This window comes from Neobacillus phoenicis, assembly GCF_047302305.1.
Lineage (GTDB): Bacteria > Bacillota > Bacilli > Bacillales > Cytobacillaceae > Neobacillus.
This window is the reverse complement of sequence record NZ_CP154847.1, coordinates 749,248-763,039: the sequence shown is the minus strand read 5'-3', so window position 1 is coordinate 763,039 and position 13,792 is coordinate 749,248. Positions and strand designations below refer to the sequence as shown.

At 43.8% G+C, this 13,792-nt stretch carries 10 protein-coding genes, 22 tRNA genes and 2 rRNA genes; 3 read left to right on the top strand and 31 right to left on the bottom strand.

Features of this window, described 5'->3' with window-relative positions; genetic code table 11:
• Window positions 1–129: 129 nt before the first annotated feature.
• The 3 genes from AA0X95_RS04025 to acpP all read left to right on the top strand — a co-directional run bounded on the left by AA0X95_RS04025 (window position 130) and on the right by acpP (window position 1,657).
• Window positions 130–696 (top strand): methyltransferase family protein, encoded by a 567-nt coding sequence (locus AA0X95_RS04025; RefSeq protein WP_413305604.1) that lies wholly within the window; start codon window positions 130–132, stop codon window positions 694–696.
• 62 nt (window positions 697–758) lie between these two features.
• Window positions 759–1,277 (top strand): hypothetical protein, encoded by a 519-nt coding sequence (locus AA0X95_RS04020; RefSeq protein WP_413305602.1) that lies wholly within the window; start codon window positions 759–761, stop codon window positions 1,275–1,277.
• A 152-nt stretch (window positions 1,278–1,429) separates the two neighbouring features.
• The gene (gene acpP / locus AA0X95_RS04015) at window positions 1,430–1,657 is read left to right on the top strand and encodes an acyl carrier protein (RefSeq protein ID WP_413305600.1); all 228 of its coding nucleotides are present in this window, start codon (window positions 1,430–1,432) and stop codon (window positions 1,655–1,657) included.
• Between the two features lie 55 nt (window positions 1,658–1,712).
• Here the strand turns inward: acpP and AA0X95_RS04010 are convergent, their stop codons facing one another.
• From AA0X95_RS04010 to AA0X95_RS03860, 31 genes are all read right to left on the bottom strand, one after another.
• Window positions 1,713–2,477 carry a VanZ family protein gene (locus AA0X95_RS04010; RefSeq protein WP_413305597.1) on the bottom strand — a complete coding sequence of 255 codons (765 nt, stop codon included), beginning with the start codon at window positions 2,475–2,477 and terminating at the stop codon, window positions 1,713–1,715.
• Entirely contained in the window at window positions 2,441–2,800 is a 360-nt protein-coding gene (locus tag AA0X95_RS04005) for a PadR family transcriptional regulator (protein WP_413305595.1), read from the bottom strand. The genes AA0X95_RS04010 and AA0X95_RS04005 overlap by 37 nt, the downstream gene beginning before the upstream one ends.
• A gap of 692 nt (window positions 2,801–3,492) precedes the next feature.
• Window positions 3,493–4,248, bottom strand: a complete 756-nt coding sequence (locus AA0X95_RS04000; RefSeq protein ID WP_413305593.1) for a carbon-nitrogen hydrolase family protein — start codon at window positions 4,246–4,248, stop codon at window positions 3,493–3,495.
• A 125-nt stretch (window positions 4,249–4,373) separates the two neighbouring features.
• Window positions 4,374–4,865 (bottom strand): AraC family transcriptional regulator, encoded by a 492-nt coding sequence (locus AA0X95_RS03995; protein ID WP_413305590.1) that lies wholly within the window; start codon window positions 4,863–4,865, stop codon window positions 4,374–4,376.
• Window positions 4,831–5,427 (bottom strand): GNAT family N-acetyltransferase, encoded by a 597-nt coding sequence (locus AA0X95_RS03990; protein WP_413305587.1) that lies wholly within the window; start codon window positions 5,425–5,427, stop codon window positions 4,831–4,833. Before AA0X95_RS03990 ends, AA0X95_RS03995 begins: the two co-directional genes overlap by 35 nt.
• 496 nt (window positions 5,428–5,923) lie before the next feature.
• On the bottom strand, window positions 5,924–6,958 hold the full coding sequence (locus tag AA0X95_RS03985) for a DUF4179 domain-containing protein (RefSeq protein WP_413305584.1): 1,035 nt from the start codon (window positions 6,956–6,958) through the stop codon (window positions 5,924–5,926).
• Window positions 6,955–7,464, bottom strand: coding sequence for a sigma-70 family RNA polymerase sigma factor (locus AA0X95_RS03980; RefSeq protein WP_413305581.1), 510 nt, complete (start codon window positions 7,462–7,464; stop codon window positions 6,955–6,957). Before AA0X95_RS03980 ends, AA0X95_RS03985 begins: the two co-directional genes overlap by 4 nt.
• A gap of 454 nt (window positions 7,465–7,918) precedes the next feature.
• Window positions 7,919–7,992 (bottom strand) — tRNA-Arg (locus AA0X95_RS03975).
• A gap of 78 nt (window positions 7,993–8,070) precedes the next feature.
• Window positions 8,071–8,145: transfer RNA gene (locus AA0X95_RS03970), tRNA-Asn, on the bottom strand.
• 16 nt (window positions 8,146–8,161) lie between these two features.
• Window positions 8,162–8,238, bottom strand: a tRNA-Ile gene (locus tag AA0X95_RS03965).
• A 2-nt stretch (window positions 8,239–8,240) separates the two neighbouring features.
• Window positions 8,241–8,314: transfer RNA gene (locus AA0X95_RS03960), tRNA-Gly, on the bottom strand.
• A 5-nt stretch (window positions 8,315–8,319) separates the two neighbouring features.
• Window positions 8,320–8,393 (bottom strand) — tRNA-Cys (locus tag AA0X95_RS03955).
• Window positions 8,394–8,397: 4 nt separating this feature from the next.
• A tRNA-Gln gene (locus tag AA0X95_RS03950) sits at window positions 8,398–8,469 on the bottom strand.
• A 13-nt stretch (window positions 8,470–8,482) separates the two neighbouring features.
• Window positions 8,483–8,558: transfer RNA gene (locus tag AA0X95_RS03945), tRNA-His, on the bottom strand.
• Window positions 8,559–8,565: 7 nt separating this feature from the next.
• Window positions 8,566–8,650 (bottom strand) — tRNA-Tyr (locus tag AA0X95_RS03940).
• Between the two features lie 29 nt (window positions 8,651–8,679).
• Window positions 8,680–8,752 (bottom strand) — tRNA-Phe (locus tag AA0X95_RS03935).
• 190 nt (window positions 8,753–8,942) lie between these two features.
• A tRNA-Asp gene (locus tag AA0X95_RS03930) sits at window positions 8,943–9,019 on the bottom strand.
• Window positions 9,020–9,022: 3 nt separating this feature from the next.
• Window positions 9,023–9,096: transfer RNA gene (locus AA0X95_RS03925), tRNA-Met, on the bottom strand.
• 165 nt (window positions 9,097–9,261) lie between these two features.
• A tRNA-Ser gene (locus tag AA0X95_RS03920) sits at window positions 9,262–9,354 on the bottom strand.
• 8 nt (window positions 9,355–9,362) lie between these two features.
• Window positions 9,363–9,436: transfer RNA gene (locus AA0X95_RS03915), tRNA-Met, on the bottom strand.
• Window positions 9,437–9,454: 18 nt separating this feature from the next.
• Window positions 9,455–9,527 (bottom strand) — tRNA-Ala (locus tag AA0X95_RS03910).
• 22 nt (window positions 9,528–9,549) lie between these two features.
• A tRNA-Pro gene (locus tag AA0X95_RS03905) sits at window positions 9,550–9,626 on the bottom strand.
• 7 nt (window positions 9,627–9,633) lie between these two features.
• Window positions 9,634–9,710: transfer RNA gene (locus AA0X95_RS03900), tRNA-Arg, on the bottom strand.
• Window positions 9,711–9,723: 13 nt separating this feature from the next.
• Window positions 9,724–9,812, bottom strand: a tRNA-Leu gene (locus AA0X95_RS03895).
• Between the two features lie 8 nt (window positions 9,813–9,820).
• A tRNA-Gly gene (locus AA0X95_RS03890) sits at window positions 9,821–9,892 on the bottom strand.
• A gap of 13 nt (window positions 9,893–9,905) precedes the next feature.
• Window positions 9,906–9,990: transfer RNA gene (locus AA0X95_RS03885), tRNA-Leu, on the bottom strand.
• 14 nt (window positions 9,991–10,004) lie between these two features.
• Window positions 10,005–10,080, bottom strand: a tRNA-Lys gene (locus tag AA0X95_RS03880).
• A 294-nt stretch (window positions 10,081–10,374) separates the two neighbouring features.
• Window positions 10,375–10,450: transfer RNA gene (locus tag AA0X95_RS03875), tRNA-Val, on the bottom strand.
• 4 nt (window positions 10,451–10,454) lie between these two features.
• A tRNA-Glu gene (locus tag AA0X95_RS03870) sits at window positions 10,455–10,529 on the bottom strand.
• 41 nt (window positions 10,530–10,570) lie between these two features.
• Window positions 10,571–10,687: ribosomal RNA gene (gene rrf / locus AA0X95_RS03865) — 5S ribosomal RNA — on the bottom strand.
• A gap of 81 nt (window positions 10,688–10,768) precedes the next feature.
• Window positions 10,769–13,704: ribosomal RNA gene (locus tag AA0X95_RS03860) — 23S ribosomal RNA — on the bottom strand.
• Window positions 13,705–13,792 lie beyond the last annotated feature (88 nt).

Genomic DNA, 13,792 nt, shown 5'->3' with positions numbered 1-13,792 from the left:
AAATGCATTAGAATTAAATGGAAAAATCTAGCGTTACTTTCTTAAGAATTTCGTAAGATTTGATTAATAAAAAAGAAAATTTTCCTGTCTAAAATAAGAAACAGATAAAGAAATTGGGGGCTGGATAGAATGGAAATTAGTTCATTTGCAGAGGTTTCGTTTTACTTGTGGCTATTGTCTGAGATTGCTATTTTAATAAAAACCAAAGTGCAACGAAAAAATGTGGCTTCAGAAAATAAAGATAAGGGTTCATTTTGGGCGATTACGATCGGTATATTTACCTGTATCCTCGTCAATCAAATTTGTAATTCTATGAAAATCGGGTACGTCAATTCCACCATTTCCGATTTGGGTTCCATCTTAATCATTGTCGGTGTATTCATTCGACTTTGGGCAGTTGTAACTTTAGGTAAACATTTCTCGTTGGTCGTCTCAGTTGAATCCGAGCAAAAAATCATCCAAAGCGGCCCTTACCGAGCGGTCCGCCATCCTTCCTATACAGGTGCATTGCTGGTGTTTATTGGTATTGGCCTTGCTTTTAATACGTGGGTTGGTTCCGTAATTATGCTTGCCTTCTTCATCGTTGTATTCGGTTATCGGATGCGTATTGAAGAAAAAGCCTTGGAAGCTGGTTTTCCAGAAGAATATCCACGGTATATTCAAAAAACATCGAAATTAATCCCGTTTGTTTGGTAACATTCAATAAGGGACGGTTCTTGAACCGTCCCTTGGTATTTCTATAAAGTGCGAGGTATCTCATGATAAAAGGAAATTCTTATATTCTCATTTTCTCTGTACTTATTTTTTTGATCATCCTATTCGTTTCAACTACGCCGCTCATCATTAAAGCGATACTAGCTATTGCAACGATTGCGTTTTTGTTCCCTATTTTTAGAAAAATTCTATTTAATCATAAATGCAGAAAGCTTAAAGTGGCTTTCTATTCCTCATTAACCTTTACGATCGGGTTGTTTCTCCTCTCTTTCCTTATGGAAGATTCCTTTCATTTTACTGGAGGCGAATTTCTTTTCATCTTCATTGTGCTTTTTTATAGTTTAATAGGAAATTTCGTTTATGGCCTACCTGTCTCAGCATTGGCTGAATGGGTTTCAATGAAGTTCTCCACCATTCGTTTCTGGGTATCTGGTTTGATACATATTGGATTTGGGCTGGTTACATACTTTATTGCCCCAGGTTTCTCTGTACCTGCTATTATTTGCTCGATTCTCTTTTTTGCTTTTGATGAAATCACTAGAAAAAGAATTATGGCTTTGTAAAATATACAGGGACTGCCTCATGGTTGAGCTATTCACTCCGACCAAGAGAACCGTCCCTTTGGTATTCACGCAGGATTGGCAATACTTGTACGTTTTATGTTCGGAATTTGGTTGTTATAATGGTTGTTAAGAAATATTTAGGGGGTACCACAATGAACACATTTAATAAGTTAAGGCCTATTATTTCAGACCAACTAGGTGTGAAAATGGAGAATATCACACCGGACGCGTCATTTAAAGATGACTTAGAAGCGGATTCGCTTGATATGGTGAACCTGACGATGGAAATTGAAGATGAATTTGCAATCGAAATTAGTGATAAAATTGCAGCGAAGCTTCAAACGGTCGGCGATGTTGTAAAATATATTGAAAACCATTAACCAATAAGGAAGGCGGATCGCCCCACGTAGCAGAGGCATCCGCTCAATCTTCCTATTATAATGCTATTATCCTTTTAAGTAACTTCCAGTTCGTTTGTCTTGAAATGATGGTTAGCCCTTTGAAAAAAGCAAAACCTATTAAAGCGCCAATCACGTTTAAAATGACATCATCGATATCAAACTGACCTATTTGTAGAAAGAATTGACCTATTTCAATAGCAAATGTCATACCTACTACACTTATGAGAAGTTTGGCGAATGACCTATATTTTTTAAAAAGGATCGGCAGTAAAATGCCTAAAGGAACAAAAATCAAAATATTACCTAGTGTGTTATGTAAAATGATATCCACATTATAGTGTTCCCTTTCGATAATGTAGCGCGAGATGGTTTTGAATGGGATGAGATTCGAATTCAGTTTCCAAACCTCCACGCTGAAAAAGCTCTGTGCGTTTTCGGGATACCAAAAGTAACGATTAAACGAACCACTGTCAATGATTCTACCGATGATTCTCTGAAATAGTAGATTCCAAAGTATAATAAAAGAATAAAGGTAGAATGCGATTTTTACGCCAACACTGTACAGTTTATAGCCTGGAAACAAAGAGGATTGCAAACCGTCTTTTAAAGTATTCTTATCTCCAAAACTCTCCAGTGCTTTTTGACTAGCTTCCTTCTCGGAAAAACCTTGTTCTATGTACTCCGCCTTTAACAATTCTAGATGCTGAATCATTTCCTCCGCTATTTCCGCTTTTTCATTTTTATCGCATTGTAGTCCCTTTACTATCTGGTTAACGTAGGTCTTAATGTTTTGATCCAAGCCATTCCCTCCGAACATTTCTTAATTAAGTTGTGTACCTTCTCCCATTCGTTAAGCTTCCGTTCTAATTCCTTCCTGCCATCCTCCGTGATGCGGTAGTACTTTCTCCTTGACCCGACATCTGGGTTTTCCCAGTAAGACTCGATCCAGTCCTTGTTTTCTAGTCGTTTTAGAGCCGGATATAGGGTTCCCTCACTCATGTTGTATAGCTCGTTGCTGTTTTCTTTTAGCGTCTTTACCATCTCATATCCATACATATCCCTTTTGCTTACGATGGAAAGAAGCAATATATCGATGCTCCCTTTCATAATTTCCTTATCCAAAAAAGTCACCTCGCTTTAAGTTGGTTTCTTTTTACATCGTAACACGATGCACCTCGTTACACAAGGTTATAATAGAAAAAATATCCAGTTACTTTTATAGGAAGCGGTGGTGCTTTTGCTTTAATTCCACCAAATCAGTTTAATTTATCCAAAAACAGGTAAGGATTCCTCTCCTTGCCTGCCTTTTGGTGATGATCACACCCTCTAGGAGGTAACCTTTAGGAATATCTCTACATATTTTTAAAGTTGGCCTTTCAATTCTACATAAAATTAGGAGAATTCTACATGAAATCAATGGAATTCTACATAAAATGATGATAATTCTACATAACTTGAAGATAATTCTACATAAAATCAGAGGAATTCTACAAAATATCAATTTATTCTACAAATTTAAGGAGGAATTCTATAAAAATTGGAAATCAATTTCCAACCCCAATAAGTACCCAAAATAAAAGGTGGAAGCACCATGTACTGCCCACATAAGCAATTGTTCTTTGGAATGAGATATCCTCTTGTGACATGCCATGCTGAGGTTATCTGACCAAGAGAGACTGTACGCTGGTGCAGTTTTAAAACAACTATTCCTGTTATCCATAAGTGAGAATATTATCATTTCTTAAACAACAAAAAAACAGGCAGGGATTCCTGCTTGCCTGTTTTTTGGGGGACAGTCCCCGCATTTCTAAGGATTAAAACAAGTCAGGATTAAATCTTTTTGCAAGATGTAAAGATGCTTCCTCAGGGTTAATATCATAGATGAGCAGTTCTTCCTCATTCGATTTTGCACATAACAGCCTTTCACCAAACGGCGAAATGAGCGAGGTTGTGCTTTTTTGGTTTTCTAATGCATAATTGACGCTGGCAAAAAAGATGGAGTTTTCCATGCTCCGACAAACCATGGCCTGGTTATAAAACTCTGGATTTTTCACATCACCTGTAAATTGGGGATGGAAAACAATACTCGCGTCTTTTCTTGCCGCCCAGCGAACCGTTTCAGGATATCTCCAGCCTTCATGGCAAATAACTATCCCAAATTTAACCCCCTCCGCTTCAAACAATGTTCTCCCTTTGCCAGGTGCATACCCAAAAAAATCCTCTTCGGGGTCCATTTGATTTTTTGTCTGATACCCAACGATTTCTCCATTCTTATTGATCACAAACGCCAAAAGGTGCATATTCTCGTTATCTTTCCATTCCATCGGTAAAATAACATGAATACCCAACCCTTTTGCTATTCTACATACTTTGTTTAAAGCTTCTTGTTGCACATTGTGATCGTATTCTTCTATTTCGTATCCCACACCTCTAAGACCCGGAATAATGGATTCGGGGAAACAAACGAGGTCGCACTGTTTTTTATTTGCTTTGACCAACATTTTCTCCACCTTTTGTAATCCGTCTGAGGCTTTGGTGGAAAACCTTGTTTGCGCTAGACCAATTCTCATGATTATCTTCCTTTTTCGTTAGCTTTTTTGAATATATTTTTTTAAATGATGTCCTTTACTGAAAGTGACCTCTGATTCGGACAGGTGAACCTAAATCAGCAAAACTGTCCAAATCCACCGCTCGCTCAAGATACTCGTTTTTTTATTGGTACAAATAAATCGACTCTACATTTCCCTTCTGGGTCTTCGGCAGGGTTATTCATACTGAACTCAAGGTTATACCTGTCGAAATCCGTATCATACTCACTATTCGGCAACCATTCTTCGTACATATATTTATAGGCCAGATTCAGCTTTTCAGGTGTGTCATAGAATTGATTCAGGGCATACAGCCCACCATCTAGTTTCTTAAATTGAATACCATTTTCCTTAGATTGGTCCTTTCCAAATCCCTGAGGTATAGTCACACAGGCGTCATGCCGACATTGCTGACTATCCACAAGCTCTGGGTTATCTAGAGATATCCCAATAAAATTTTGTTTCGGTGGATATAGTTCATTCCTTATAGCCCAATTGATCAATTTTCCCCAATGATCGTCTGTGGCTTCAAAGTAACTTCCTATCCGTCTAAAAAATGCTACCTCATAATCTGGCAATTCTTTTAATGTTACTTTCATTTTTATTCATCTCCTGATTCAAAAACCATTTCAAAAACGCATCTTTCTCGATCACATTCAATACGCAAGGAGCCTTTACTTGAGATTCTAACTTAGCATGTTCATCTGGAAATTCTGCTTGTACATCTATCCTTATATAAGGAAGCTTTTCCTGCGCCTTTTGCGATCGGATATTCGCTAATTTCGCTCCTGCAAAAACGTATTCTAAGTTCAACTCGGTAAACGCGGTATATAGAATCTCTGCCTTCGCTAAGGCATTGTGCCCTTGACCCCAATACGGATGCCCAATCCAGGTTCCGATATGACTCGTCTTCTTAATCGGATCAATCTCTTTTAAAGTAATGACCCCAATGACCTCTTCCTTCTCATTCAAGATAACTCTGGAATATTGCTTCCCCTGTTTTTCTTGTTCCAGAATGAACTCAATGAATCCAATCGTTCCCTCCACTGAGGTTTGGCTATCGGTAAGCCCCAACGCTTCCTTCACCTGAGGCGCTGATGATAGAGCCGACATGGCTTCCGCATACTTTCTTTGGTGCTGCACCAATAAAACTTTTACCATAATACACTCCTCCAACATCCACGAGGGTTTCAATCTACTTAGAATCCTTGAATCTAGCAATCTTTTATGTAGTATTCGATAAAGCTTTTTCAACTCCTGCCAAGGACCGTCCCTCTGGTACTTAGACGTTTATAAATGTAATAGGTTACTTGAACTATAGGAAGCAGCAGCCTTCGCATTCTTTTTTGAAAGGCTCTGTTATTATTCAGTGTTGATTTTCGTGTAGGTATGAGAATTCATAGGCGGAGAATTTCCGGCTAATGTATATAGAGGAAGCTTAAGCTCCAGATATACGCGGAGATATTCCGATTAACTGCTCTAAATAAGACATTATCCAAATGGAAGAGTGGTAAAGCTCGAGAAAGCAAAGCGTTGACTGCAAAGGAACCAATCAATAAACCTACCACGATCATCGATGACTGGGAGCAATCATTTAAAGGATTGGAATCATGAAGACAGAAAGACTGCCAACTGGCAGTCTTTTTTGATAGAAAAATTATTCTCCAACCGTCTTCAAATCCTCTAATCCAACTATGTTAATGGCGTAAGGCTGTTTGTATTCTTTCGCAACTTGTGAGGATACTTCCTTACGAATTTGCTCTATGAGCTTCTGATCCTTCTTCTCAAGGGAGGTCTCGATCGTAATGACCAGTTCACCTTTGGTAGTGTAAGTGAAAGAATTGATTTTGTACGTCTCTTTCTTACCCAGTAATCCTTCAAAAATGGTATAAAGATTCTTTTTGAGCTTCGTTTCTTCATCCATATTAGTTAGGTTCACTGATCTAATGTCCAAAGAAAATTCATTATACTTCTTTTTTTGGTAGGCTTGAATAATCGCCCGAACCTCATCGACGTGTTTTTCTGTCTCAGGAAGGATCACAAATATTTCATCGAGCCCCGGGTTCATTCCAACGTAATCGACACTATACCCTTTATCATTGATTAAGGTTTTGATTTTTTGGGCCTCATCAAGCATGATGCGATTGATTCGTCTCATAGAGGCATAAAAATCAGCTTTAAACGGAAGAACCTCTATCGCTTTTGCATAATATCCCTTCTGATCGAGCATTTCTTTTGTCAGATTTTCAGCATCCACTTTCGTTTTTTCGTTATAATCTTTACTTACTAGAAAGACATAGACTTTTTCCGGTTCGTCGCCCTCCATCAATCCTTGACCCACACGTAGACCAGTAACCTCGTACCCGCGTTTCAATCCTTCCTCTCGAACAAGGGCCATCAGCGATTTTTCTCCATTTATATCTATGTCTTTCAAAAACACTTGATTTAAATATGGAATTTTCGATGCGATTTGTGCCATTGCGGGAGATACAAAGGCAGAACCGAAGAACAAACCGCCGACTGCCACAAGTCCTGCTAATGACCCGATAAGTTTTTTCCTCCTGCTCATGCCCTCGAATTTTATCGGCGTTACCTTCTCTTCCCCTTTTGCTTGCTCGATTCCTTTGAACATACGATCCATTACCTCTTCTGGAATTTGGATTTTTTCTAGCTCTCTCTGAATCTTATTCATGAAAGTTCCTCCTTCGGATAGTCCAAGCGGATTTTTTCTAAGGCTCGATAAATTTTCGACTTGACGGTACTGACTGGTGCTTCAACAATCTCCGAAATTTCCTGGAAGGTGTATTCCTGATAATACTTGAGATAAATTAACCGTTTATCGTCTTCATCTAAGGAATGTAGTAGCTCATTTAATAATAAATCGGAATATCTGTCCTCTGTCTGCTGCGTTCCTACTTCTCTAGTGAATGGCAGCTCGACAACTTTTTGTTTCTTTCTTAAAACGTCAATGGATGCATTGATAGTGATTTTCAAGATCCATGTCTTAAAATAATTCAATTCCTTTAAACTGTTCCTGTTTTTAAACGCCCGGTAGGCAACCTCCTGGACGATATCCAGTGAGTCCGCTTGATTCTTCATATACATATAGGCCATTCGATAAATGGAATCTTTATGTGTTTCAAATAAGCTAATAAACAACTTCTCATTTAGGATTCCATCATTGGCAGAAAAGGTCATTTCCTCACCCCTTTTTTCTCTTTACACTATTAGACCGAAACAAAGTTCATTTGGACGAAGAAATTAAAAACAAATTTTTGGGGACAGTCCCCCGGCGCTTTAAAGTAGCGGGGGACTGTCCCCAGCTATGATCCATGGGGACGGTTTTGGTGTTTTTTGCCTAATTATTTGTCCCCACGATTTTAGTGTGTAGTGGACGATAAGTGTTGGAACTGGACGATATGAGGTCAAAAGTGGACGATAAATTTTAAAAAGTGGACGATATCCTGCGGAAAGTGGATGATATATTCTTCAAACCGGTCGATAAGAGGATTCGGGAAGTGTATTCCTAAAGATCCTGTTTGCTTTTTTCCCATCAAGGCGGTCTTAAGCGCCACGAGGTCCATCACTGTGTGCCCTCTACGTCAAAAAAGAGCATAAAAAAAACGCTAAATTTAGCGTTTTCTAGTTTTTACGCGCCTTAGAGGATTCGAACCTCTGACCGTACGCTTAGAAGGCGTATGCTCTATCCAGCTGAGCTAAAGGCGCATTAAGATATGTATTGACAGCGGAAAGTGAGAACTGTAACTCTTCAGCCTCAAGAAAACCTGCCCATAAAATAAAAAATGGCTCCGCAGGTAGGACTCGAACCTACGACCGATCGGTTAACAGCCGATAGCTCTACCACTGAGCTACTGCGGAACAACAGTATAGAGTATGGTGGGCCTAAATGGACTCGAACCATCGACCTCACGCTTATCAGGCGTGCGCTCTAACCAGCTGAGCTATAGGCCCATTGGAGCGGGTGATGAGAATCGAACTCACGACATCAGCTTGGAAGGCTGAGGTTTTACCATTAAACTACACCCGCATGTTTGGAGGCAACACCCGGATTTGAACCGGGGATAAAGGTTTTGCAGACCTCTGCCTTACCACTTGGCTATGCTGCCATGACTGGGCTAGCTGGATTTGAACCAACGCATGTCGCAGTCAAAGTGCGATGCCTTACCGCTTGGCTATAGCCCAATAATATAATAAATGGGGCGACTGATGGGAATCGAACCCACGAATGCCTGAACCACAATCAGGTGCGTTAACCACTTCGCCACAATCGCCATAATTTGGTGGAGGGGGACGGATTCGAACCGCCGAACCCGGAGGGAGCGGATTTACAGTCCGCCGCGTTTAGCCACTTCGCTACCCCTCCACATTAAATTGTTTCATAAAAATAAAAGGTGGCTCAGGACGGAATCGAACCGCCGACACAAGGATTTTCAGTCCTTTGCTCTACCGACTGAGCTACTGAGCCATATTAAAATATTCCCTAATCTTTTATTAAGAAAAGGTCCTTTGCTCAAAAGAACTTCCGTTCTTTTTCGCAGATTGCCGCAGAAGCGTAATCAGGATGTGAGCAATCTGCTCTACCGACTGAGCTACTGAGCCAAATAATGAGCCAAAAAATATATATCAAACAGTAGAGTTAACTACTGGAATAAAAATGGCGGTCCGGACGGGACTCGAACCCGCGACCTCCTGCGTGACAGGCAGGCATTCTAACCAACTGAACTACCGGACCATATTGCGGGGACAGGATTTGAACCTGCGACCTTCGGGTTATGAGCCCGACGAGCTACCAGACTGCTCCACCCCGCGACGGTAAAAAACTATTTAATTTTGAGCATGCACCATGTGTTAAGACCGCCCCGATTTCGGAAAGCCTATTCAAGCTGTGGCTCAATCGTTGCGCTGTAGATTATTCGAAGAAGTTTATTCGAACGTGCTCCACCCCGCGACAACAATATAATTTGAAAAGAGATATGGCGGAGGAAGAGGGATTCGAACCCCCGCGCGGTTTAACCCGCCTGTCGGTTTTCAAGACCGATCCCTTCAGCCGGACTTGGGTATTCCTCCATATTATATAGCGGCGGAGGGGATCGAACCCCCGACCTTACGGGTATGAACCGTACGCTCTAGCCAGCTGAGCTACACCGCCATTTCAATTATATATAGATGGAGCCTAGCGGGATCGAACCGCTGACCTCCTGCGTGCAAAGCAGGCGCTCTCCCAGCTGAGCTAAGGCCCCATATTAGAAAAATAGTTCTGACTGGTCGGGAAGACAGGATTCGAACCTGCGACCCCTTGGTCCCAAACCAAGTGCTCTACCAAGCTGAGCTACTTCCCGTAAAATATGGCGCGCCCGAAAGGAGTCGAACCCATAACCTTCTGATCCGTAGTCAGACGCTCTATCCAATTGAGCTACGGGCGCATTATATTAAAAGTGGTGCCGAGGACCGGAATCGAACCGGTACGGTAGTCACCTACCGCAGGATTTTAAGTCCTGTGCGTCTGCCAGTTCCGCCACCCCGGCAATATGAGAGCGGAAGACGGGATTCGAACCCGCGACCCCCACCTTGGCAAGGTGGTGTTCTACCACTGAACTACTTCCGCATGTAAAATTAAATGGTGCGGGTGAAGGGAGTCGAACCCCCACGCCTTGCGGCGCCAGATCCTAAGTCTGGTGCGTCTGCCAATTCCGCCACACCCGCTAAATTCTTTAAAATGGTGAGCCATGAAGGACTCGAACCTTCGACCCTCTGATTAAAAGTCAGATGCTCTACCAACTGAGCTAATGGCTCTCGAATTAAGATAATTCACTAATCTTTGATTTGCGACGGATGCCCCCGCCTCAGTAAGCTTATTCAAGTAGCAGCTCGGCGTGTGCCCTGATGCTATTTCTTAGAAGCATATTCGATCGTGCTCTACCAACTGAGCTAATGGCTCGTACATAGATGTTTCACTAATCTTTTATTGTGGTAAATCAGATGCTCAAAAGAATTCACGTTCTTTCTCGCAGATTGCCCGCAGAAGCTGACTCGAAGAAGTTCGCAATCTGCTCTACCAACTGAGCTAATGGCTCGTACAAAAATATATGGTGGAGGATGACGGGATCGAACCGCCGACCCTCTGCTTGTAAGGCAGATGCTCTCCCAGCTGAGCTAATCCTCCAAAATGGTGACCCCTACGGGATTCGAACCCGTGTTACCGCCGTGAAAGGGCGGTGTCTTAACCGCTTGACCAAGGGGCCAGATGGAATTTTGACAAAAATAATAGCCCCTATTGGGGCTGGCCTGGCAACGTCCTACTCTCACAGGGACTTTCGTCCCAACTACCATCGGCGCTGAGAAGCTTAACTTCCGTGTTCGGTATGGGAACGGGTGTGACCTTCTCGCCATAGCTACCAGACCTATTTTGTTAGAGAGATCGTTCTCTCAAAACTAGATAATGTAGAAGAAGTGTTTGTAAAAAACGAGTTCGCTTTAAAAATTGGTTAAGTCCTCGAACGATTAGTATCAGTCAGCTCCACATGTTACCACGCTTCCACCTCTGACCTATCAACCTGATCATCTTTCAGGGTTCTTACTAGCTTGACGCTATGGGAAATCTCATCTTGAGGGGGGCTTCATGCTTAGATGCTTTCAGCACTTATCCCGTCCGCACATAGCTACCCAGCGATGCCTTTGGCAAGACAACTGGTACACCAGCGGTGCGTCCATCCCGGTCCTCTCGTACTAAGGACAGCTCCTCTCAAATTTCCTGCGCCCACGACGGATAGGGACCGAACTGTCTCACGACGTTCTGAACCCAGCTCGCGTACCGCTTTAATGGGCGAACAGCCCAACCCTTGGGACCGACTACAGCCCCAGGATGCGATGAGCCGACATCGAGGTGCCAAACCTCCCCGTCGATGTGGACTCTTGGGGGAGATAAGCCTGTTATCCCCGGGGTAGCTTTTATCCGTTGAGCGATGGCCCTTCCATGCGGAACCACCGGATCACTAAGCCCGACTTTCGTCCCTGCTCGACTTGTAGGTCTCGCAGTCAAGCTCCCTTGTGCCTTTACACTCTACGAATGATTTCCAACCATTCTGAGGGAACCTTTGGGCGCCTCCGTTACTCTTTAGGAGGCGACCGCCCCAGTCAAACTGCCCACCTGACACTGTCTCCCACCCCGATAAGGGGTGCGGGTTAGAATTTCAATACAGCCAGGGTAGTATCCCACCGACGCCTCCACCGAAGCTAGCGCTCCGGTTTCTACGGCTCCTACCTATCCTGTACAAGCTGTACCAAAATTCAATATCAGGCTACAGTAAAGCTCCACGGGGTCTTTCCGTCCTGTCGCGGGTAACCTGCATCTTCACAGGTACTATAATTTCACCGAGTCTCTCGTTGAGACAGTGCCCAGATCGTTACGCCTTTCGTGCGGGTCGGAACTTACCCGACAAGGAATTTCGCTACCTTAGGACCGTTATAGTTACGGCCGCCGTTTACTGGGGCTTCGATTCAGAGCTTCGCTTGCGCTAACCCCTCCTCTTAACCTTCCAGCACCGGGCAGGCGTCAGCCCCTATACTTCGCCTTGCGGCTTCGCAGAGACCTGTGTTTTTGCTAAACAGTCGCCTGGGCCTATTCACTGCGGCTCTTCGAGGCTATTCACCTCAAAAAGCACCCCTTCTCCCGAAGTTACGGGGTCATTTTGCCGAGTTCCTTAACGAGAGTTCTCTCGCTCACCTTAGGATTCTCTCCTCGCCTACCTGTGTCGGTTTGCGGTACGGGCACCTTTTATCTCGCTAGAGGCTTTTCTTGGCAGTGTGGAATCAGGAACTTCGGTACTAAATTTCCCTCGCTATCACAGCTCAGCCTTCACGGAAAGCGGATTTTCCTACTTTCCAGCCTAACTGCTTAGACGCGCATATCCAACAGCGCGCTTACCCTATCCTCCTGCGTCCCCCCATCACTCAAACGATAAAGAGGTGGTACAGGAATATCAACCTGTTGTCCATCGCCTACGCCTTTCGGCCTCGGCTTAGGTCCCGACTAACCCTGAGCGGACGAGCCTTCCTCAGGAAACCTTAGGCATACGGTGGATGAGATTCTCACTCATCTTTCGCTACTCATACCGGCATTCTCACTTCTAAGCGCTCCACCAGTCCTTACGGTCTAGCTTCAACGCCCTTAGAACGCTCTCCTACCACTGACATCTAAGATGTCAATCCACAGCTTCGGTGTTACGTTTAGCCCCGGTACATTTTCGGCGCAGAGTCACTCGACCAGTGAGCTATTACGCACTCTTTAAATGGTGGCTGCTTCTAAGCCAACATCCTGGTTGTCTAAGCAACTCCACATCCTTTTCCACTTAACGTAAACTTTGGGACCTTAGCTGGTGGTCTGGGCTGTTTCCCTTTTGACTACGGATCTTATCACTCGCAGTCTGACTCCCACGGATAAGTCTTTGGCATTCGGAGTTTGTCTGAATTCGGTAACCCGATGAGGGCCCCTAGTCCAAACAGTGCTCTACCTCCAAGACTCTAACTACGTGAGGCTAGCCCTAAAGCTATTTCGGAGAGAACCAGCTATCTCCAAGTTCGATTGGAATTTCTCCGCTACCCACACCTCATCCCCGCACTTTTCAACGTGCGTGGGTTCGGGCCTCCATCCAGTGTTACCTGGACTTCACCCTGGACATGGGTAGATCACCTGGTTTCGGGTCTACGACCACATACTCATTCGCCCTATTCAGACTCGCTTTCGCTGCGGCTCCGTCTCTTCAACTTAACCTTGCATGGGATCGTAACTCGCCGGTTCATTCTACAAAAGGCACGCTATCACCCATTAACGGGCTCTAACTACTTGTAGGCACACGGTTTCAGGAACTATTTCACTCCCCTTCCGGGGTGCTTTTCACCTTTCCCTCACGGTACTGGTTCACTATCGGTCACTAGGGAGTATTTAGCCTTGGGAGATGGTCCTCCCTGCTTCCGACCGGATTTCACGTGTCCGGCCGTACTCAGGATCCACTCAGGAGGGAACGAAGTTTCGACTACAGGGTTTTTACCTTCTCTGACGGGCCTTTCCAGGCCGCTTCATCTACCCCGTTCCTTTGTAACTCCATGTTGAGTGTCCTACAACCCCAAGAGGCAAGCCTCTTGGTTTGGGCTATGTCCCGTTTCGCTCGCCGCTACTCAGGGAATCGCGTTTGCTTTCTCTTCCTCCGGGTACTTAGATGTTTCAGTTCCCCGGGTATGCCTTCAATACCCTATGTATTCAGGTAAAGATACTGTTCCATTACGAACAGTGGGTTCCCCCATTCGGAAATCTCCGGATCAAAGCTTACTTACAGCTCCCCGAAGCATATCGGTGTTAGTCCCGTCCTTCATCGGCTCCTAGTGCCAAGGCATTCACCGTGCGCCCTTTCTAACTTAACCTAAAAGGTTTGTTTCTCTAAATTAATAGAGAGAAAACTAAAATGGCGATTACTCGATGTTTTACTTGACTTCTTCATTACGATTATCT

What these genes read in the sequence shown, in the direction of transcription:
- AA0X95_RS04025 (WP_413305604.1), top strand. Translation starts at nt 130, where the DNA reads ATGGAAATTAGTTCATTTGCAGAGGTTTCGTTTTACTTGTGGCTATTG.
- AA0X95_RS04020 (WP_413305602.1), top strand. Translation starts at nt 759, where the DNA reads ATGATAAAAGGAAATTCTTATATTCTCATTTTCTCTGTACTTATTTTT.
- acpP (WP_413305600.1), top strand. Translation starts at nt 1,430, where the DNA reads ATGAACACATTTAATAAGTTAAGGCCTATTATTTCAGACCAACTAGGT.
- AA0X95_RS04000 (WP_413305593.1), bottom strand. Translation starts at nt 4,248, where the DNA reads ATGAGAATTGGTCTAGCGCAAACAAGGTTTTCCACCAAAGCCTCAGAC.
- AA0X95_RS03995 (WP_413305590.1), bottom strand. Translation starts at nt 4,865, where the DNA reads ATGAAAGTAACATTAAAAGAATTGCCAGATTATGAGGTAGCATTTTTT.
- AA0X95_RS03990 (WP_413305587.1), bottom strand. Translation starts at nt 5,427, where the DNA reads ATGGTAAAAGTTTTATTGGTGCAGCACCAAAGAAAGTATGCGGAAGCC.
- AA0X95_RS03985 (WP_413305584.1), bottom strand. Translation starts at nt 6,958, where the DNA reads ATGAATAAGATTCAGAGAGAGCTAGAAAAAATCCAAATTCCAGAAGAG.
- AA0X95_RS03980 (WP_413305581.1), bottom strand. Translation starts at nt 7,464, where the DNA reads ATGACCTTTTCTGCCAATGATGGAATCCTAAATGAGAAGTTGTTTATT.